At 71.7% G+C, this 18267-nt stretch carries 20 protein-coding genes and 3 tRNA genes; 5 read left to right on the top strand and 18 right to left on the bottom strand.

The window, feature by feature from the left end; translation table 11 throughout:
* Positions 1–67 precede the first annotated feature (67 nt).
* The 3 genes from rpmG to RNL97_RS19805 form a co-directional block, all read right to left on the bottom strand.
* The gene (rpmG, locus tag RNL97_RS19815; RefSeq protein ID WP_003956487.1) at positions 68–232 is read right to left on the bottom strand and encodes a 50S ribosomal protein L33; all 165 of its coding nucleotides are present in this window, start codon (positions 230–232) and stop codon (positions 68–70) included.
* A gap of 88 nt (positions 233–320) precedes the next feature.
* A tRNA-Met gene (locus RNL97_RS19810) sits at positions 321–393 on the bottom strand.
* 45 nt (positions 394–438) lie between these two features.
* A tRNA-Thr gene (locus tag RNL97_RS19805) sits at positions 439–511 on the bottom strand.
* Between the two features lie 255 nt (positions 512–766).
* Here RNL97_RS19805 and RNL97_RS19800 point away from each other — a divergent pair.
* Positions 767–2062 (top strand): amidohydrolase family protein, encoded by a 1296-nt coding sequence (locus RNL97_RS19800; protein WP_030578155.1) that lies wholly within the window; start codon positions 767–769, stop codon positions 2060–2062.
* Between the two features lie 34 nt (positions 2063–2096).
* Positions 2097–2753 carry an SDR family oxidoreductase gene (locus tag RNL97_RS19795; RefSeq protein WP_313751004.1) on the top strand — a complete coding sequence of 219 codons (657 nt, stop codon included), beginning with the start codon at positions 2097–2099 and terminating at the stop codon, positions 2751–2753.
* Positions 2754–2858: 105 nt separating this feature from the next.
* On the opposite strand, the gene RNL97_RS19790 is transcribed toward RNL97_RS19795, so the two are convergent.
* Positions 2859–2940, bottom strand: a tRNA-Tyr gene (locus RNL97_RS19790).
* A gap of 166 nt (positions 2941–3106) precedes the next feature.
* Here RNL97_RS19790 and RNL97_RS19785 point away from each other — a divergent pair.
* The 3 genes from RNL97_RS19785 (at position 3107) to RNL97_RS19775 (ending at position 5020) form a co-directional block, all read left to right on the top strand.
* On the top strand, positions 3107–3595 hold the full coding sequence (locus RNL97_RS19785; protein WP_030578161.1) for a YajQ family cyclic di-GMP-binding protein: 489 nt from the start codon (positions 3107–3109) through the stop codon (positions 3593–3595).
* A gap of 175 nt (positions 3596–3770) precedes the next feature.
* On the top strand, positions 3771–4301 hold the full coding sequence (locus tag RNL97_RS19780; RefSeq protein ID WP_030578164.1) for a methylated-DNA--[protein]-cysteine S-methyltransferase: 531 nt from the start codon (positions 3771–3773) through the stop codon (positions 4299–4301).
* 104 nt (positions 4302–4405) lie between these two features.
* Positions 4406–5020 carry an alpha-ketoglutarate-dependent dioxygenase AlkB family protein gene (locus RNL97_RS19775; protein WP_374115201.1) on the top strand — a complete coding sequence of 205 codons (615 nt, stop codon included), beginning with the start codon at positions 4406–4408 and terminating at the stop codon, positions 5018–5020.
* Positions 5021–5049: 29 nt separating this feature from the next.
* On the opposite strand, the gene RNL97_RS19770 is transcribed toward RNL97_RS19775, so the two are convergent.
* The 14 genes from RNL97_RS19770 to RNL97_RS19705 form a co-directional block, all read right to left on the bottom strand.
* Complete coding sequence (locus RNL97_RS19770; RefSeq protein ID WP_006126852.1) at positions 5050–5322, bottom strand: GlsB/YeaQ/YmgE family stress response membrane protein; 273 nt, start codon at positions 5320–5322, stop codon at positions 5050–5052.
* A gap of 88 nt (positions 5323–5410) precedes the next feature.
* Positions 5411–5803: a YccF domain-containing protein gene (locus tag RNL97_RS19765; RefSeq protein WP_030578170.1), complete on the bottom strand. Its 393-nt coding sequence runs from the start codon at positions 5801–5803 to the stop codon at positions 5411–5413.
* Entirely contained in the window at positions 5800–6663 is an 864-nt protein-coding gene (htpX, locus tag RNL97_RS19760) for a zinc metalloprotease HtpX (RefSeq protein WP_313751002.1), read from the bottom strand. The genes RNL97_RS19765 and htpX overlap by 4 nt, the downstream gene beginning before the upstream one ends.
* Positions 6664–6959: 296 nt before the next feature.
* A complete protein-coding gene (gene mscL, locus RNL97_RS19755) occupies positions 6960–7418 on the bottom strand; it encodes a large conductance mechanosensitive channel protein MscL (protein ID WP_030578176.1) in 459 nt (152 codons plus the stop codon).
* Positions 7419–7534: 116 nt separating this feature from the next.
* A complete protein-coding gene (locus tag RNL97_RS19750) occupies positions 7535–9166 on the bottom strand; it encodes an NADH-quinone oxidoreductase subunit N (protein WP_030578179.1) in 1632 nt (543 codons plus the stop codon).
* Entirely contained in the window at positions 9163–10851 is a 1689-nt protein-coding gene (locus RNL97_RS19745) for an NADH-quinone oxidoreductase subunit M (RefSeq protein WP_030578181.1), read from the bottom strand. Before RNL97_RS19745 ends, RNL97_RS19750 begins: the two co-directional genes overlap by 4 nt.
* Positions 10848–12848 (bottom strand): NADH-quinone oxidoreductase subunit 5 family protein, encoded by a 2001-nt coding sequence (locus RNL97_RS19740; protein ID WP_030578183.1) that lies wholly within the window; start codon positions 12846–12848, stop codon positions 10848–10850. Before RNL97_RS19740 ends, RNL97_RS19745 begins: the two co-directional genes overlap by 4 nt.
* Positions 12845–13291, bottom strand: a complete 447-nt coding sequence (gene nuoK / locus RNL97_RS19735) for an NADH-quinone oxidoreductase subunit NuoK (RefSeq protein ID WP_313751001.1) — start codon at positions 13289–13291, stop codon at positions 12845–12847. Before nuoK ends, RNL97_RS19740 begins: the two co-directional genes overlap by 4 nt.
* Positions 13291–13950, bottom strand: a complete 660-nt coding sequence (locus RNL97_RS19730; RefSeq protein ID WP_313751649.1) for an NADH-quinone oxidoreductase subunit J family protein — start codon at positions 13948–13950, stop codon at positions 13291–13293. The genes nuoK and RNL97_RS19730 overlap by 1 nt, the downstream gene beginning before the upstream one ends.
* Positions 13950–14531 (bottom strand): NuoI/complex I 23 kDa subunit family protein, encoded by a 582-nt coding sequence (locus tag RNL97_RS19725; RefSeq protein WP_030578193.1) that lies wholly within the window; start codon positions 14529–14531, stop codon positions 13950–13952. Before RNL97_RS19725 ends, RNL97_RS19730 begins: the two co-directional genes overlap by 1 nt.
* Positions 14531–15499 (bottom strand): complex I subunit 1/NuoH family protein, encoded by a 969-nt coding sequence (locus tag RNL97_RS19720; protein WP_030578196.1) that lies wholly within the window; start codon positions 15497–15499, stop codon positions 14531–14533. Before RNL97_RS19720 ends, RNL97_RS19725 begins: the two co-directional genes overlap by 1 nt.
* Entirely contained in the window at positions 15496–17142 is a 1647-nt protein-coding gene (locus RNL97_RS19715; protein ID WP_313751000.1) for an NADH-quinone oxidoreductase subunit C, read from the bottom strand. Before RNL97_RS19715 ends, RNL97_RS19720 begins: the two co-directional genes overlap by 4 nt.
* Positions 17139–17801, bottom strand: a complete 663-nt coding sequence (locus tag RNL97_RS19710) for an NADH-quinone oxidoreductase subunit B (protein WP_030578214.1) — start codon at positions 17799–17801, stop codon at positions 17139–17141. The genes RNL97_RS19715 and RNL97_RS19710 overlap by 4 nt, the downstream gene beginning before the upstream one ends.
* A complete protein-coding gene (locus RNL97_RS19705; protein ID WP_078651958.1) occupies positions 17792–18223 on the bottom strand; it encodes an NADH-quinone oxidoreductase subunit A in 432 nt (143 codons plus the stop codon). Before RNL97_RS19705 ends, RNL97_RS19710 begins: the two co-directional genes overlap by 10 nt.
* Between the last annotated feature and the right edge of the window lie 44 nt (positions 18224–18267).

Genomic DNA, 18267 nt, shown 5'->3' with positions numbered 1-18267 from the left:
GGGGAGCGACCTCATACAACGACACGAGGCCGCCCCCAAAGGGGACGGCCTCGTGTACGAGCCTGATTCAGCGCGTTTCGCGGTGCGCGGTGTGCGAGTTGCAGCGCGGGCAGTGCTTCTTCATCTCAAGACGGTCCGGGTTGTTACGCCGGTTCTTCTTGGTGATGTAGTTCCGCTCCTTGCACTCCACGCAGGCCAGCGTGATCTTCGGGCGGACGTCGGTGGCAGCCACGTGAGTGCTCCTTGGACGGACGTTGGACGGATGAACGCATAAAAGGGTAGCCGATCGAAGGACCGACCCAACAATCGGCTACCGTTAGTAGCGGTGACCGGACTTGAACCGGTGACACAGCGATTATGAGCCGCTTGCTCTACCGACTGAGCTACACCGCTTTGATGATGAGTCCCCCCGCCGAAACGGGGATTCCCGATCACCAGAGCCCCAATGCGGAATCGAACCGCAGACCTTCTCCTTACCATGGAGACGCTCTACCGACTGAGCTATTGGGGCGAGCGATGAAGACATTACACGGTCCTCGGCCGGTTGCCCAAATCCGTTTGTGCCGCACCCTCCGGCCCCCAGCCCGGGGCCTCGCACACCCCCTGATCAGGTCTTGATCCAGGACGGCTCCGCATCCGGACCGGGCCCGGTCCGCGGCCGACGCAGGCGCACCGGTACGACTATTCCGCTCCTCCCGGAAGCCGCCCCCGCACGCCCCTAGGGTGTGGTCACTCCGTGCGATCTTGCACCCCTCCCAGGAGCGCGATGCCTGACAGCCAGCCACGGCGGCCCGACGACAACGCGCCCGAGAGCGCCGACGCGGCCACCACCGCCGACACCCCCGCCCTCGTCCTCGGCGGCGCCCGTCTCGCCGACGGCCGGGCCGTGGACGTACGCCTGAGCGGCAGCCGGATCGAGGCCGTCGGCACGGCGGGCAGCCTCACCGCCCGCGGGCCCCGGATCGACCTCCGCGGCTATCTGCTGCTCCCCGCCCCGGCCGAGCCCCATGCCCACAGCGACACCGCCCTCACCGCGGACAGCCTGGGCCCCGAGAGCCCGGGCCCCGCGTCCCACCGCGCCGAGGACATCCAGCGCCGCGCCACGGAGGCGGCCCTCCTCCAGCTCGGCCACGGCGCCACCGCCCTGCGCACCCACGTCCGCGTCGGAGACGTCCAGGGCCTCGCCCCGCTCGAAGCCGTCCTGCAGACCCGGCGCGCCCTGCGCGGCCTCGCCGACGTCATGCCCGTCGCGGTCCCCCGGCTCCTCACCGGCGTCGCCGGAGCGGACAGCCTCGCGATGCTCAGGGACGCGGTGAAGATGGGCGCGGCCGTCGTCGGCGGCTGCCCCGACCTCGACCCCGACCCCACGGGCTACACCGAAGCCGTCCTGGAGATCGCCGCCGAGCACGGGTGCCCCGTCGACCTGCACACCGACGCCGACGACCCAGCCCGCCTGGCCCGGCTCGCGGCGATGGCCGCCGGACTGCGCCCGGGTGTCGCCCTCGGCCCCTGCGCCGGCCTGGCCCACCTGCCCCTGGACGCCGCGGCCCGCGCCGCCGACCGGCTCGCCGCCGCCGGGATCACCGTGGTCTGCCTGCCCCAGGGCGGATGCACCGGTTCCGAGCGCCGGACGACCGCCCCCGTACGCCTTCTGCGCTCCGCCGGCGTGCACGTCACGGCGGGCGGCGGCGCGCTGCGGGACACGGCCAATCCGGTCGGCCGCGGCGATCCGCTCGAAGCGGCCTACCTCCTCGCCTCGCAGGCGGGGCTGCGCGCCGAACAGGCGTACGCCCTGGTCTCCACGAGCGCCCGCGCGGCACTCGGCCTGCCCGACGTACGCGTCGAGGCGGGCTTCCCGGCCGAACTCCTCGCCGTACGCGGCGAACGGCTCTCCGCGGCGCTCTCCCTCGGGTACAGCCGCATCGTCATCCACCGCGGCCGGATCGTGGCCCGTACCAGCGCCGTACGCGAGTACTGCGACTCCGGAGCCGAGGCCGCCGCGGGCCCCGGCGGACTTCCGCGCCAGGGGCGGCCCGACCCCGGCGCCGGGCCGAGGAACTGAGCGCGAGCCCGCCCCCGGGCGTACGGTCGGGGGTATGCGCATTGTCATCGCAGGTGGACACGGACAGATCGCACTGCGGCTGGAGCGGCTGCTCGCCGCACGCGGGGATGAAGCCGTAGGGATCATCCGCAACCCCCAACAGAGTCAGGACCTGACCGACGCCGGCGCCGAACCCGTCGTGCTGGACCTCGAATCGGCCACCGTGGAGCAGACCGCGGAGGTGCTGCGCGGCGCGGACGCGGCCGTCTTCGCGGCGGGCGCCGGGCCGAACAGCGGCACCGCCCGCAAGGACACCGTCGACCGCGACGCGGCCGTGCTGTTCGCCGACGCGGCCGAGGCGGCGGGCGTCCGCCGCTACCTCGTCGTCTCCTCGATGGGCGCCGACCCCGACCACCCCGGCGACGAGGTCTTCGACGTGTACCTGCGGGCCAAGGGCGCCGCGGACGCGGCCGTACGCTCCCGCACCGCGCTGGACTGGACGATCCTGCGCCCCGGGATGCTGACCAACGACGCGGGCACCGGCCAGGTCCTCCTGGCCGCCTCCACGGGCCGTGGCCCGATCCCCCGCGACGACGTGGCGGCCACGCTGGTGGAACTGCTGGACAACCCGGCGACGGCGGGCCTCACCCTGGAGGCGATCTCCGGGAACGTGCCGGTGACGGTGGCCGTGAAGGACGTCGCGGGCAACTGAGACCTCCCGGGCGACGGAACCGGGCCCGGGCAGCGGCTCCGGTGCGACTGCTTCGGACAACGAGGAAGCCCCCGACCGGATAACCGGTCGGGGGCTTCGTTCGCGTGGCGGCGCCAGGGTTCGAACCTGGGTAGGCTGAGCCGGCAGATTTACAGTCTGCTCCCTTTGGCCACTCGGGCACACCGCCTCGAACGACGCGTTGGATCTCGTGGTGAGCTCCTTGGCGACGACGTAAACAATACCCGATGGCCAGGGGTGCTCCGCCACCTGATTGATCAGCGCCCGGCGGGTGCGGCGGTGGCTAGGCTTCGGCCTGTATCCCCACGCACATTCGACGCAAGGAGCCACACGTCATGGCCGACTCCAGTTTCGACATCGTCTCGAAGGTCGAGCGGCAGGAGGTCGACAACGCCCTCAACCAGGCCGCCAAGGAGATCTCCCAGCGATACGACTTCAAGGGCACGGGCGCCTCGATCTCGTGGTCGGGCGAGAAGATCCTGATGGAGGCGAACGGCGAGGAGCGCGTCAAGGCCATCCTCGACATCTTCCAGTCCAAGCTGATCAAGCGCGGCATCTCGCTGAAGTCGCTGGACGCCGGCGAGCCGCAGCTCTCCGGCAAGGAGTACAAGATCTTCGCCACGATCGAGGAAGGCATCTCCCAGGAGAACGCCAAGAAGGTGGCGAAGGCGATCCGCGACGAGGGCCCGAAGGGCGTCAAGGCGCAGGTCCAGGGCGACGAGCTGCGCGTCAGCTCGAAGAGCCGCGACGACCTCCAGGCCGTTCAGGCGCTGTTGAAGGGCAAGGACTTCGAGTTCGCGATCCAGTTCGTGAACTACCGGTAGTCGCGGCAGTCGACTGCCGCACACAGCGGGGGCACACCGCCGGGGCCGGCCTCGACGGCGTGCCTCTCCGCGTTTGCGGCCCGTGCGGAGCGCGCGGATGCGATGTCCGAATACCGCCGGTGACGGTGGGCGGACGGGCGCAGACTGGCCGTACGGACCGGGGAAGTGAGAAGCCATGACGACGACGGTGTACGCGCGGGTGGAGAGCCCGCTGGGCGAGTTGCTGCTGGTCGGCGAGGCGGCGGCGGACGAACCGGATACGGCCGGTGGCGTCCGGCTGCGTTCGTTGTCCGTGCCCGGCCAGAAAGGCGGCGCGGTCGTCCAGGACGGCTGGCGGCACGCCCCCGAGGCGTTCACGGACGTCGCCCGGCAGTTGGAGGCGTACTTCGCGGGGCGTTCGACGCGGTTCGAGGTGCCGTTGGCCGAGGGCCTGGGCACGGAGTTCCAGCGGCGGGTCTGGGCGGTGCTGGAGTCGATCCCGTACGGAAGCACGGTGTCGTACGGGGACGTCGCCGCACAGGTCGGCGCCTCGGGCGCGGGGGTACGGGCCGTGGGCACGGCGATCGGGCGCAATCCGCTGCTGGTGGTGCGGCCGTGCCACCGGGTGATCGGGGCGGACGGGGCGCTGCGGGGGTACGCGGGCGGGCTGGAGCAAAAGAGGCTGCTGCTGGGGATCGAAGGCGGGGCGGGGCGGTCCGAGCCGTGACGCCCACGCCCCCGCCGCCCTCCGACGGCCTCTCTTCCGACGGTCTCTCCTCGGACGGTCTGTTCCGGCGGCCGCGTACGGTCGTGGCGCCGGGGGCCGTCCATGTGCCGGAGTGGCTTTCGGTGGAGCAGCGGGCGGAGTTGGTGGTGGCGTGCCGTCAGTGGGCGCGGGGGCCGGTCCCGTTCCGGCACACCCTGCTGCCGGGTGGCGGGGTGATGTCGGTGCGGACGGTGTGCCTGGGGTGGCACTGGCAGCCGTACCGGTACGCGCGTACGGCCGACGATGTGAACGGCGCCCGGGTGGCCGCGTTCCCGGACTGGCTGGGCGACCTGGGGCGGGCGGCGGTGGCCGAGGCGTACGGGGACGAGGGCGCGGCCCAGGCGTTCGCACCGGACACCGCGCTGATCAACTTCTATGACGACGCCGCGCGGATGGGGATGCACCAGGACAGGGAGGAGTGGTCGAGCGCTCCTGTGGTGTCGTTGAGCATCGGGGCGAGGTGCGTGTTCCGCTTCGGGAACACCGAGGGACGCGGGCAGCCGTACACGGATGTGGAGTTGGCGTCCGGGGATCTGTTCGTGTTCGGCGGGCCGTCGCGGTTCGCTTTCCACGGAGTGCCGAAGGTGTACACGGGAACGGCCGACCCGGCAGCGGGGCTGCGGGCCGGCCGGTTGAACCTGACGCTGCGGGAGACCGGGATGGCGTCGGGGGACGCGTAGGGAGCGGGGCTCGACCCGGCCGGCGGCGGTCAGCGGCGGTCGCGGGAGTGGCCGAACAGCAGCCGATAGGCGATCAGCAGGACCAGGGAGCCGGCGATGGCGGCGATCCAGGTCGCGGTGTCGTAGAAGTCGTTGCTGATGGGGCGGTCGAGGAACTGGCTGGAGAGCCAGCCGCCGACGAAGGCCCCGGCGATGCCGATGAGAGTGGTGCCGATGATGCCGCCCGGGTCACGTCCCGGGAGAAGGATCTTGGCTATGAGTCCGGCGAGCAGGCCGAGAATGATCCAACTGATGATGCCCATGTCGCTGCACCTACCCCTTGCTTCGTCTTGAAGTCCAAGACGCGGTGGGCAGGTGTTCGGTTGCTCGGGGGTCGCCGGGCTCGACCGGTCAGCGGGTGGCGAAGGGCTGGTCCGTGGGGACGATCTCCTTGCCGAAGGGCATGAGGGAGACGGGGATCAGCTTGAAGTTGGCGATGCCCAGGGGGATCCCGATGATGGTGATGCACAGCGCGATGCCGGTGGTGATGTGGCCGAGGGCGAGCCACCAGCCGGCGAGGATCAGCCAGAGGACGTTGCCCACGCAGGAGGGCGAACCCGCGTCCCGGCGGTCGACGACGGTGTGGCCGAACGGCCAGAGGGCGTAGACGCCGATCCGGAAGGCGGCCACGCCGAAGGGGATGCCGATGATGGTGATGCAGAGCAGGACGCCGGCGAGCAGGTAGCCGAGGAACATCCAGAATCCGCAGAGGACCAGCCAGATGACGTTCAGGATGGTTTTCACGGGCGGTGACCTGCCATCTGTTCGAGTCGGGTGATGCGCTCCGCCATCGGCGGGTGCGTCGAGAACATTTTCGCCATCCCCTGACCAGGGCGGAAGGGGTTCGCGATCATCATGTGGCTCGCGGTCTCGATCCTGGGCTCGGGCGGCAGCGGGAGCTGTTTCGTCCCGGCGTCGAGCTTGCGCAGGGCGCTGGCGAGCGCCAGCGGGTCGCCGGTGAGCTGGGCCCCGGAGGCGTCGGCCTCGTACTCCCGGGAGCGGCTGACGGCGAGCTGGATGACGGAGGCGGCGAGCGGCCCCAGGATCATGATCAGGAGCATGCCGAGGAGGCCCGGCCCCTCCTCGTCGTTGGAGCGGCCCACCGGGATGAGCCAGGCGAAGTTGACCAGGAACATCACGACGGAGGCGAGGGCTCCGGCGACGGACGAGATGAGGATGTCCCGGTTGTAGACATGGCTGAGCTCATGGCCGAGGACGCCGCGCAGCTCGCGTTCGTCGAGGATCTGGAGGATGCCCTCGGTGCAGCAGACGGCGGCGTTGCGCGGATTGCGCCCGGTGGCGAAGGCGTTGGGCGCCTGGGTCGGGGAGATGTAGAGGCGCGGCATGGGCTGACGGGCGGCCGTGGAGAGCTCGCGCACGATGCGGTAGAGCTGCGGCGCCTCGAATTCGCTGACGGGGCGGGCGCGCATGGCCCGCAGGGCCAGTTTGTCGCTGTTCCAGTACGCGTACGCGTTGGTGCCCACGGCGACCAGGAGCGCGACGATCAGTCCCGTACGTCCGAAGAAACTGCCGATGACGATGATGAGTGCGGACAGTCCCCCGAGGAGTACGGCGGTCTTGAGCCCGTTGTGCCGGCGGTGCACGGTACGCCCTCCAAGTGGTGCAGCAGGGGAACCCTTTGCATGGTGGTGCTCCACTCCCCAGTGGAGCCTCCTGTACTGGTCAACGCCAGGCGAGAGGAGCTAGTTCCCTTGTGCGTGCGGCCGGAGGGCGGGGGCTGTGCCGCGTGTTCGCGCCGGTCGGGCCCCCGGCCCCGTACGGAGTGACGCTGGGCCGTACGGGTGGCGGCGGGCCGTCCTGATGGTGCGGGGTGACTCGGTGGGGCGGTACCGCCCTCTGCGGGGTCGGTGCTGCCGGGGGGTCGGTGGCTGCTGTGCTGTCAGTGCTGCTGTGCGGGGAGCTTGGCGAGGGAGACTGCCTCGGGGTCGGGCTCGACCTCGCTGGTGCAGTGGCCGCAGCGGGAGGCGACCGCGGGGATCTCGCTGAAGCAGCGCGGGCAGTCGCGGAGGGCGGCCTTGATGTCGACGGCCTCTTCCTTCGCGAAGCGGTTCTGGACCTTGGCCATGGGGACCACGACGCAGAAGTAGAGGACCGCGGCGGTGATCAGGAAGGCGATGGCGGCGCTGATGAAGAGGCCGTAGGGGAAGACGACTCCGTCGACCTTGTAGGAGGCCTTGCTGAAGTCGCCGGTGCCGCGGGTGGCGAGACCGATGAGCGGGGTGATGAAGGCGTTGCTGAAGCCGGTGACGACGGCGGTGAAGGCGGCACCGACGGCGAGACCGATCGCCATCGAGATGACATTCCCGCGCAGGATGAAGTCCTTGAACCCGTTCAGCACTGCTCTCGCTCCTCGTTTTCCCCAACGCGTCCACGCCGAGTACGTGTCGTATGCAGCCAAGACCATGCCCTGCGGCGGGCACCGCGGGCAAACCGATCTTGCGGGGTCGAGCGCCCTCAGAAGAGGCTGACGGCGGCGAAGCGCAGGACGGCCTGCGGGGCCCCCGACAGCAGGATTCCGGCGGTGGATGTGAGGACGATCGCCGTGGTGAGCGGGGTGGGTGCGCGGAATCGGCGGGGCGGCGCGGAGGCCGGGGATCCGGTGTCCTGCCCGGCCGTTTCCGGGTCCCCGTCCGGCGTGCGGAAGAGGATCGCGGTCCACTGAAGGTAGTAGTAGAGAGCGATCACCACGTTGACGGCCATGACGACGGCGAGCCAGCCGAGGCCCGCGTCGACCGCCGCCGAGAAGACGGTGACCTTTGCGAAGAGCCCGATGATGCCGGGCGGCAGTCCGGCCAGGCAGAGCAGGAAGAACCCGAGGGCCAGGGCGGCGAGGGGCCGGGTGGCGTACAGGCCCCGGTAGTCGGAGAGCCGGTTGCCGGGGCGCGTACGGGCGACGAGGGCGGCGACCGCGAACGCGCCCAGGTTCACCACCGCGTACATGAGGGCGTACGCCACGGTGGAGCCGATCTGTTCGTCGCTGGAGTACGCGGCGGCGGCGATCGGGACCAGGAGGTAGCCGGCCTGGGCGACGGAGGACCAGGCGAGGAGGCGGACGGCGCTGCGGGCGCGGGTGGCGTTCTGGCGGAGGGCCGCGACGTTGCCGACGGTCATGGTGAGCGCGGCGAGGACGGCGAGGGCGGGCCCCCAGACGTCCGCATAGGAGGGGAACGCGATGACGGTCACCAGAATGAGGCCCGAAAACCCTACGGCCTTCCCCACCACGGAGAGATAAGCGGCGATCGGGAGGGGCGCGCCGACGTAGGTGTCGGGGACCCAGGAGTGGAAGGGCGCGGCGGCCGTCTTGAAGGCGAAGCCGACGAGCGTGAGGGCCACCCCCGTCTTGGCGAGGGTGTCGAGGACCGGGGCGACGTCGTCGAGACGGTCGGCGATCTCGGTGAGGTGCAGGGTGCCGGTGGCCGCGTACACGAAGCTGACGCCGAGGAGCATGACGGCGGTGGCGACGACGGAGGAGAGGAAGAACTTCAGCGCGGCCTCGGAGGAGCGCCGGTCGCCGCGTTTGATGCCGACGAGGGCGAACGCGGGGAGGGAGGCGACTTCGAGGGCGACGACGAGCGTGGCGAGGTCACGGGAGGCGGGCAGCAGGGCCGCTCCCGAGGCGGAGGCCAGGAGCAGGAACCAGTACTCCCCCGCCGGCAGCTCGCGGGTGTCGTCGAGTGAGAGCAGGACGGTGAGGAACGCGCCGCCGAGGACCAGGGCCTGGATGACGACGGTGAAGTGGTCGGCGGCGTAGCTGCAGGCCTGGGCGCCGGTGGTGACGCAGAAGGTGGTCCGGTCTCCGGAGCGCAGAGGGATGAGGAACGCCAGGGCGGCGGCGAGCGCGATGAGGGTGGCGTACCCGAGGAGCCGTTTGCGGTGGGCCGGCAGGAACAGGTCGGCGACGAGGACGGCCAGGGCGGCCAGCGCGGTGAGGGTGGGGGGCGCGATGGCGAGCCAGTCGATGGACTGGACGACGCTGGGGACGTCGGCCGCGACGAGGCTTCCGGCGGCGTCGTCGGTGCCGGGGGCCGTCGTGGCCGGGGCCTGTGCGACGAGGCTTCCGGCGGTGGTGCTGAGGTCCGCGGTCACGACTTGCCTCCTGCGAGAAGCTGCTGCACGGCGGGGTCGGTGAGACCGAGGAGGACGGCGGGCCAGAGGCCGGCGACGACGGTGAGCGCGGCCAGCGGGGTCCAGGCGGCGGCTTCGTACGGGTGGATGTCGGCGAGCTGCGGGGTGGTGGCCGTTCGGGGGCCGGCGCCTCCGGACGACGGGGAGCCGGCGGCTCCGGACTGCTGGGGGCCGTCCGCCGCTTGAGGGGTCTGCTCGTCGGGCGACAGTCGGGAGTGGGGCGCGTGCTCGCCCATGCAGACGCGGCGGACGACGATGAGCATGTACGCGGCGGTGAGCAGGGTGCCGAACGCCCCGATGGCCATGAAGGTGCGGAACGCGGGGCGGCTGAGGCCTTCGGCGGGGCTGTACGCGCCGAACAGGGTGAGCATCTCGCCCCAGAACCCGGCGAGTCCGGGCAGGCCGAGCGAGGCGACGGCGGCGAAGGCGAGCAGCGCGCCGAGGCGGGGGGCCCGGCCGTAGAGGGCGGCTCCCCTCGCTCCGGCGAGGGTGTCGAGGTCGGCGGTGCCGTAGCGGTCCTTGACGGCGCCGACCAGGAAGAACAGCAGGCCGGTGATGAGGCCGTGGGCGATGTTGGCGAAGAGCGCGCCGTTGACTCCGGTGGGGGTCATGGTGGCGATGCCCAGCAGGACGAAGCCCATGTGGCCGACGGAGGAGTACGCGATGAGCCGCTTGAGGTCACCCTTGGCGCCGGTACGGGCCAGGGCCAGGCAGGCGAGGGATCCGTAGACGATGCCGACGACGGCGAACGCGGCGAGGTAGGGCGCGAAGGTGCGCATGCCGTCCGGCGCGACGGGGAGCAGGATCCGGACGAACCCGTACGTTCCCATCTTCAGCAGGACCCCGGCGAGGAGGACGGATCCGACGGTCGGGGCGGCGGTGTGGGCGTCGGGAAGCCAGCTGTGCAGGGGCCACATCGGGGTCTTCACGGCGAGCCCGAGGCCGATCGCGAGTACGGCGATGACCTGCACGGATGTGGTGAGGCCGCGGCCGTTGTCAGTGGCGAGTGCCACCATGTCGAAAGTGCCGCTCTTCAACCCGATGAGGAGGAGGCCGAGCAGCATGACGACCGAGCCGAGCAGCGTGTAGAGGATGAACTTCCATGCGGCCGCCTGCCGTTGGTCGCCGCCCCAGCGGGCGATGAGGAAGTACATCGGGATGAGGACCATCTCGAAGGCGAGGAAGAAGAGCAGCAGGTCGAGGACGGCGAAGGTGGCGAGGGTGCCGGACTCCAGGACGAGGACGAGGGCGACGAACGCCTTCGGTGAGGGGCCCGCGGGCAGCTTGAAGTAGCTGTACAGCGCGCAGAGGAAGGTCAGCAGCGCGGTCAGGACCAGGAGGGGGAGCGAGATGCCGTCGATGCCGAGGTGGATGCGGACGTCGAGCGCCGGGATCCAGCTGATGTCGGTGGTCGCCTGCATCGTGGCGGGGTGGTCGTGGTCGAAGCCCGCGGCCAGGACGATCGCGGCGACGAGGACGGCCCCGGTGACGGTCACGCCGTGGCGGAGCACGGCCTGGTCGGGGTTCTTCCCCTTGAGCCCGGGCGGGGCGGGCAGCAGGGCCGCGAGGGCGCCGAGGAGCGGGGCGACGACGATGAACGCCAGGAGGAACTGCATCACGGACGGGCTGATATCGATCACGGTCACGACCCCGCGTTGACGTTGGCGAAGACGACGGCGGCGATCGCCAGGGCGAGGGACCCGGCGAGCAGGGCGCTGACGTAGGTCTGCACGTTGCCGGTCTGGGCCCGGCGGACCGCGGTGCCGAGGAGGCGGGTGACGGCGCCCGTCCCGTTGACGTAGGTGTCGACGACCTCGCGGTCCAGGAAGCGGACGAGGTGGGCGGCTGCCCGGACCGGCCGGACGAACAGCGCCGTGTACAGGGCGTCGAGGTGGAAGCCGGTGACCGCGTGGCGGTGCAGCGGGCCCAGGAGGAGCCTGCCGGGGTCGGCCGGGTCGGGGGCGTCCGCGATGGTGCCGTAGACGGCGGTGTGGGACGTCATGGCCTCGGCTTCGACGAGAGCGGGTTCGGCGCCCGGGTGGGCGGCCACGGCCCCGATGGGGGTTCGGGCGGCAAGGGCGGTGGTGTGCCGCCAGGCGCCGTAGGTGACGAGGCCGCCGACGAGCGTGACGCCGGTCGAGAGGACGGCGGTGGTGAGGGACGGCGTGAGGCCGTGCCCGTCGAACCAGTCGCCGAGCAGGCCGGCGGTGAGGCCGAAGCCGATGGTGGGGACGGCCAGGATCCACAGGACGGAGGTCATGGCGAGGGGCTGCTTGCCGTGGTCGGGGATTTCGGCCCCGCGGCCGCGGAAGGCGAGGAGCCAGAGGCGTACGGCGTAGGAGGCGGTCAGGACGGCGGCGAGGAGCCCGGCGATCAGGATCGTCCAGCCCGCGGCGGCCGGGGCGACGGTCCGGTCCCCCAGCGCGGTGTGCTCGGCGGCGACGAGGACGGCTTCCTTGGAGAAGAAGCCGGCGAACGGCGGGATGGCGGCCAGCGCGAGGAGCGCGACGGTCATCGTCCAGTAGGCGTCGGGGATACGGCGGGCGAGGCCGCTCATCCGGGACATGGCGGCGAGCGAGTTGGTGCCCGCGGCGTGGATGACGACGCCCGCGGCGAGGAAGAGGACGGCTTTGAACGCACCGTGCGAGATGAGGTGGAAGACGGCCGCGCCCCGGTCGCCGACGGCGAGGGCGCCCGACATGTAGCCGAGCTGACCGATCGTCGAGTAGGCGAGGACGCGTTTGATGTCGTCCTGGGCGAGGGCGGCGAGTCCGGACCCGATCATCGTGACGGCGGCCATCACGGCGAGGACGACGAGCGCCGCGCCGGAGGCCGCGAAGACGGGCAGCAGGCGGGCCACGAAGTAGATGCCGGCGGCGACCATCGTCGCGGCGTGGATGAGCGCGGAGACGGGGGTGGGGCCGGCCATCGCGTCGGGCAGCCAGGTGTGCAGGGGGAACTGCGCCGACTTGCCCGCGACGCCCGCGAGGAGCAGCAGGGCGATGAGCGTGGGGTGCTCCAGCCCGCCGTGGGCGACGGCGGCGAGGATCTTGGTGATCCGGAAGCTGCCGGTGTCGGCGGCGAGCGCGAACAGGCCGATCAGGAAGGGGACGTCGCCGAGTTTGGTGACCAGGAAGGCCTTGAGGGAGGCGGCCCGGGCTTCGGGCGTCTCCCAGTAGTGGCCGACGAGGAAGTACGAGCAAATGCCCATGATCTCCCAGCCGACCAGGAGCACCATCAGGTCGCCGGAGTAGACGACCAGGAGCATCGCGGAGGTGAAGAGGGAGACGAGGGCCGCGTAGGAGGGGTAGCGGGCGTCGTCGCGGAGGTAGGCCGTGGAGTAGAGCTGTACGCACGTGGCGACGACGGTGACGAGGACGGCGACCAGCACGGCGAAGCCGTCGAGGTGCAGCGCCAGGTCGATCGGGACCGAGCCGGTGGGCGTGAGCTGGGTCGCGGCGTCGAGGGCTCGGCCGCCGCCCTGGCGGACGGCGACGAGCACGGCGAGGACGGCCGCGGTGAGGGTGGGGAGGATCGCCAGCGGGCGGACGAAGCCGGGGGCGGTGCGCCCGACGGCGAGCCCGCCGAGGGCGCCGAGGAACGGGAGGAGGGGGACGAGGGCGGCGAGGGTCGTGGTGGTCACCTGGTGGCCTCTGCCTTCTTCGTCTTCCCCGGGGACTCGTTCGCTTCGGCGGAGGTCGTCCCGGCGGCGCCGGTCACGGCGGTGGCGGTCACGGCGGTGGCGGTCTCTGCGGTCTCGGGGAGTGTTTCCGCCTCGTCCGTCTCGGCGGTGTCGCGGAGCCGGTCGATGTCGGAGGTGCCCCGGTTGCGGTAGACGGCCAGGACGATCGCGAGACCGATGCCGATCTCCGCGGCGGCGATGGCGATGGTGAAGAGCGTGAGGGCCTGGCCGGAGTGGAGGGTGTCGCGGAGCCAGACGTCGAAGGCCACGAGGTTGAGGTTGACGGCGTTGAGCATCAGCTCGACGGACATCAGGACCAGGATCGCGTTGCGGCGGGCGAGGACACCGTAGAGGCCGACGCAGAAGAGGAGGGCGGCGAGAACGGCGGGATAGGCGAGGTGCATCAGCGCTGCTGCTCCTTGCCGGGTGTGCCGGGTGTGCCGGGTGTGCCGGGCGTGCTGGTCGGGCCGCGGCGGCCCGTGGAGTCCGTGCCCGTGCCCGTGTCGCGTTTGCGGGACAGGACGATCGCGCCGACGAGAGCGGCGAGCAGGAGGACGGAGAGCGCCTCGAAGGGGAGGACCCAGTTCCGGAAGAGGAAGGCTCCGGTGACGGCGGTGGAGCCCTGGACCGGCCCGTCGAGGTCGATCCACGTCGTGCGGAAGGCGTCCACGACGACCCAGACGAGGGCGGCGGCCGAGGCGAGGGCCACACCGAAGGCCACCGACCGGTTGCCCGAGTCGGCGTCCGGGGAGCGTCCGATGGGGGCCCGGGTGAGCATCAGGCCGAAGAGGAGGAGGACGACGATGGAGCCGACGTAGATCAGTACCTGGACCCAGGCGATGAACTCCGCGGTGAGCAGGAGGTACTCGACGGCCAGTCCGCCGAGCGCGACGACGAGCCAGAGCGCGGCGTGCACCAGTTGCCTGGTGGTGACGGTGATGACGGCGGCGCCGAGGGTGGCGAGGCCGACGAGGAGGAACGCGATCTCGACGCCGGACGGGGAGAGGAAGCCGGGGTGGTCGCCCGCGGCGGAGGTGAGCAGCGGAGGAGCGGTGTGCAGCATCACGCGGTTCCTCCCTCTTCGTCCGGCTGTTGGCGGTGTTCCTGCTGTTCCTGTGCGCGTTGGGCGGCGATCTTGTCCGCGGCCTTGCGGGCGGCGGCGATCTCCTTGGGCTCCTCGGCGCCGGGGTCGAGGGCGGGCGGCTCCGGCACGGTCCACATCCACGCGCGGAGCTTGTCCCGCTCGTGGGTGAGTTCGTGGATGTCCGTCTCCGCGTACTCGAACTCGGGTGACCAGAACAGCGCGTCGAAGGGGCAGACCTCGATGCAGATACCGCAGTACATGCAGAGGGAGAAGTCGATGGCGAAGCGGTCGAGGACGTTCCGGCTGCGCTCACGGCCGCCGGGGGCGGCGGGCGGCGACGTCTCCTTGTGGGAGTCGATGTAGATGCACCAGTCGGGGCACTCACGGGCGCAGAGCATGCAGACCGTGCAGTTCTCCTCGAACAGCCCGATGACGCCCCGGGAGCGGGGCGGGAGTTCGGGCTGGGTGTCCGGGTACTGCGCGGTGACGGTCTTCTTCGTCATCGTGCGCAGGGTGACGGCAAGACCTTTGGCCAGGCCGGATCCGGGGATCGGGGGCATCAGTTGATCGCCACCTTCACGATGCCGGTGAGCGCGATCTGCGCGAGGGCGAGCGGGACGAGGGTGGTCCAGGCGAGCTTCTGCAACTGGTCCTCACGCAGGCGCGGGTAGCTGACGCGCAGCCAGATGACGACGAACGCGAGGAGGGCGGTCTTGAGGAGGGTCCAGAGCCACCCGAGTCCGTCGGCGCCGAACGGGCCGTGCCAGCCGCCGAGGAAGAGGACGGTGGTCAGGGCGCACAGGATGACGATGCCCGCGTACTCGGCGAGGAGGAACAGGGCGAAGCGCAGACCGGTGTACTCGGTGTACGCGCCGAAGATGATCTCGGAGTCGGCCACCGGCATGTCGAACGGCGGCCGCTGGAGTTCGGCGAGTCCGGCCACGAAGAAGACCAGGGCGCCGACGATCTGCCAGGGCAGCCACCACCACGCGAAGGCGTCGAGGATGCCGGTGAGGGAGACCGTGCCGGCCGCCATGGCCACGGAGGCGGCGGCCAGGAGCATCGGCAGCTCGTAGGAGAGGAGTTGCGCGGCGGTACGGAGACCGCCGAGCAGGGAGAACTTGTTGGCGGATGCCCAGCCGGCCATGAGCGAGCCGAGGACGCCGATGCCCATGACGGCGAGTACGAAGAAGATGCCCGCGTCGACGACCTGGCCGACCGCGCCGTCGCCGGGGCCGAGGGGGATGACGGCGAGGACGAGGAGGTACGGGAGGAGGGCGACGGCGGGGGCGAGCTGGAAGACACGGCGGTCGGCGGCGGCCGGGACCACGTCCTCCTTCTGCGCGAACTTCACGCCGTCCGCGACGAGCTGGGCCCAGCCGTGGAAGCCGCCTGCGTACATGGGGCCCAGGCGGCCCTGCATGTGGGCCATCACCTTGTGTTCCGTCTGGCCCACGAGGAGGGGGGCGACCAGGAACACGACGAAGACGACGGCCAGACGGAGGGCGACGTCGGACACGTCGTTCACTCGGGATCGCCTCCGGCGGGGTGGTCTGGAGCGGGGCTGTCTGGGGTGGGGGGTTGTTCGTCGGGGGTGGGCTTGTCGCTGGGGTCCGAGGTGTCGCTCGGGTCTGAGGCGTTGCCGGAGTCCGGGGCGTCGCTCGGTTCCGGGTTGTCGCTGGGCGTGGGGGTGGGGGTGGGGGTGGGGCCGCTGCGCGGGGCTTCTCCCCTGCCCGCCCCTTCCCGAACCGGGGGCTCCGCCCCCGTGTCCCCGCTCAGCGAACGCCGGAAGGGCTGGGAAGGCGCGTCCGGAGACTCGGCCTCCGGCCCCTCCGGTTCGTCGAAGGCCGGCTGCGCGTCGTGCCACGGGGCGTCCGTGCTGCGCACCCGGGGCGGACGCGACGGCGTGCCCTCGGTCGCGCCCGACGCCGAACGCCGGCTGGCCGAGCCTCCGGAGGCGGAGCGGGAACGGCGCGGGCCGGCCGTCGGCGGCGCGGGTGATTCGCCCGGCTCGGGACGCCGGCCGGCCGAGCCGTCCGACGCCGAGCGGGAACGGCCTGCCGGGGTGGTCCCTTCCCCGTCCGGCTCCGGGCGTTGGCTCGCCGAACCATCCGACGCCGAGCGGGAACGGCGTGCCGGGGCGGGCGGGGCCTCCGCGGGACCATCGGCGGGCGGCTGCTGGCCGGCCGAGCCCTCTGAAGCCGACCGGGACCGGCGGGGACGGGTCGCGGCGGGAGTCCCCGGGGCCTCGGGCCCATCGGGTGCCCCCGCAGACGCGGGCACGTCCGGGGACGCAGGGGTCGCCGGTGTCGTGGGGGCGGGTGTCCGCGCACCGGCCGCCGTGGGGGCCTCCCGGGCAGCGGCACCGGCCACGTCGGGCGCCTGCGTGCCGGAGGTCATGGGGGCAGCCGTACCAGGCGGCGCGGTGGCCTTCGGGCCGGGTGTCGTGGCGCGTTGTGCCGCCGAGCCCTCGCCCGCCGTGCGGGTGCGGCGGGGCGGGCGGTCGGCCGCGGGGCGGGCGGCCCGGGTCGGGCGGGCGGCGGCCGGGGGGAGTTGTCCCTTCAGAGGGCCCCATTCGTTGGGGTCGGGGACGCCGGGCGGGAGCATCGCGCGTCGCTTGGGACCGGTGTGGCCCTCTGCCGGCTCCCCGGGCTCCTTCGCCCCGGGCCAGGCCTTCGCGACGCGCGCGGCCAGGACGAAGTCCTTGCGCAGCGGGTGGCCTTCGAAGCCTTCCGGCAGCAGCAGCGGTACGAGATGGGGGTGGCCGTCGAACGCGACGCCGAACATCTCGTGCGTCTCGCGCTCGTGCCAGGCCGCGCCCGCGTACACGTCGATGGCGCTGGGCAGCACCGCCGCGTCGTGCGGCACGGTCGTGCGGACCATCAGCCGCCGCACCGTACCCGTGCCGAGGGCCGCTACATGGGCGCAGACGCGGAAGCCGACGCCCGGTTCGTCCACGGCGCTGAGCCAGTCGAAATAGGTGCACCCGAGTTCGTCGCGGGCGGTCTGCAGCGCGGTGAGCCAGTCGGCGGCGGGGACGTCGACGGTCAGCAGGTCGTACGACGACTCCGCCGTGGCCTCGTCGCCGAACACGTCGGTGACCGCGTCCGGCAGCCGGTCGTATGCCTCGGCCCCGGCAGCGGACTCCGCGTGCTGGTCGCGATCGCTCATCGCCGCCCCTCCTCGTCCGGTCGGGAAGCGGCCGCCGGCGCGGCGACGAGACCGCTGCGCAGGGCCTCGGTGGACGGCCCGCCACCTGTCCCACCGGAGGCGTACCGCTCGGCGAGGGATTCCCGCGCGATCTTCTCCTGGAGCTTGAGGATGCCCTGGAGCAGCGCTTCGGGCCTGGGCGGGCAGCCGGGTACGTACACATCGACGGGGATGATCTGGTCGACACCCTTGGTCACGGAGTACGAGTCCCAGTAGGGGCCGCCGCAGTTGGAGCAGGCGCCGAAGGAGATGACGTACTTCGGTTCGGGCATCTGCTCGTACAGCCGCTTCACGGCCGGGGCCATCTTGTCCGTCACCGTGCCGGACACGATCATGAGGTCGGCCTGACGGGGTCCGGGGGCGAACGGGATCACCCCGAGCCGGATGAAATCGTGGCGGGCCATGGACGCGGCGATGAACTCGATGGCACAGCAGGCGAGTCCGAAGTTGAAGACCCAGAGGCTGTAACGGCGGCCCCAGTTGAGGACGACCTTCATCGGCTCCGGTGCGAGCCGCGAGAGCACGCCGAGGCGCTTGGGCTCGGGGAGGAGGACCGGGTCGGCGGGAGGCGGGGACGCGGGCTGCTGCGACGCGGGGTTCGGCCGGCTCGTCAGGCCCATGCGAGGACGCCCTTCTTCCATGCGTAGAGCAGTCCCACGGCCAGGAAGCCGAGGAAGATGAACATTTCGACCAGGGTCGTCGCGCCGTACCCCGGCGCCGCGAACACCGTGGCCCACGGGAAAAGGAAGATGGAGTCGACCGCGAAGATCACGTACAGGAACGCGTAGACGTAGTAGCGCACCTGGGTGTGCGCCCAGCCCTCGCCGACCGGGTCGACGCCGCATTCGTAGGTGAGCAGCTTCTCCGGGGTGGGCACGATGGGGCGCAGCAGTCGCCCGGCCCCGAAGGCCACGGCGACGAACAGGACGCCGACCAGGGCGAGCAGGCCGATGACCGAATAGCTCTGGAAGTACTCGGAGGCGAGTGCGGTGGGTCCGTCCCCCGGAACGCCGGACACCGGAACGCCGGACACCCCGGTCATGCCCGCCGCGTCCGCCACGCCGGTCACGTCCGTAACGTCGGCCA

It is taken from the genome of Streptomyces parvus, assembly GCF_032121415.1.
Lineage (GTDB): Bacteria > Actinomycetota > Actinomycetes > Streptomycetales > Streptomycetaceae > Streptomyces > Streptomyces globisporus_A.
Note: the sequence above shows the minus strand (reverse complement) of the source record. Positions and strands in the feature narration are given on the sequence as shown.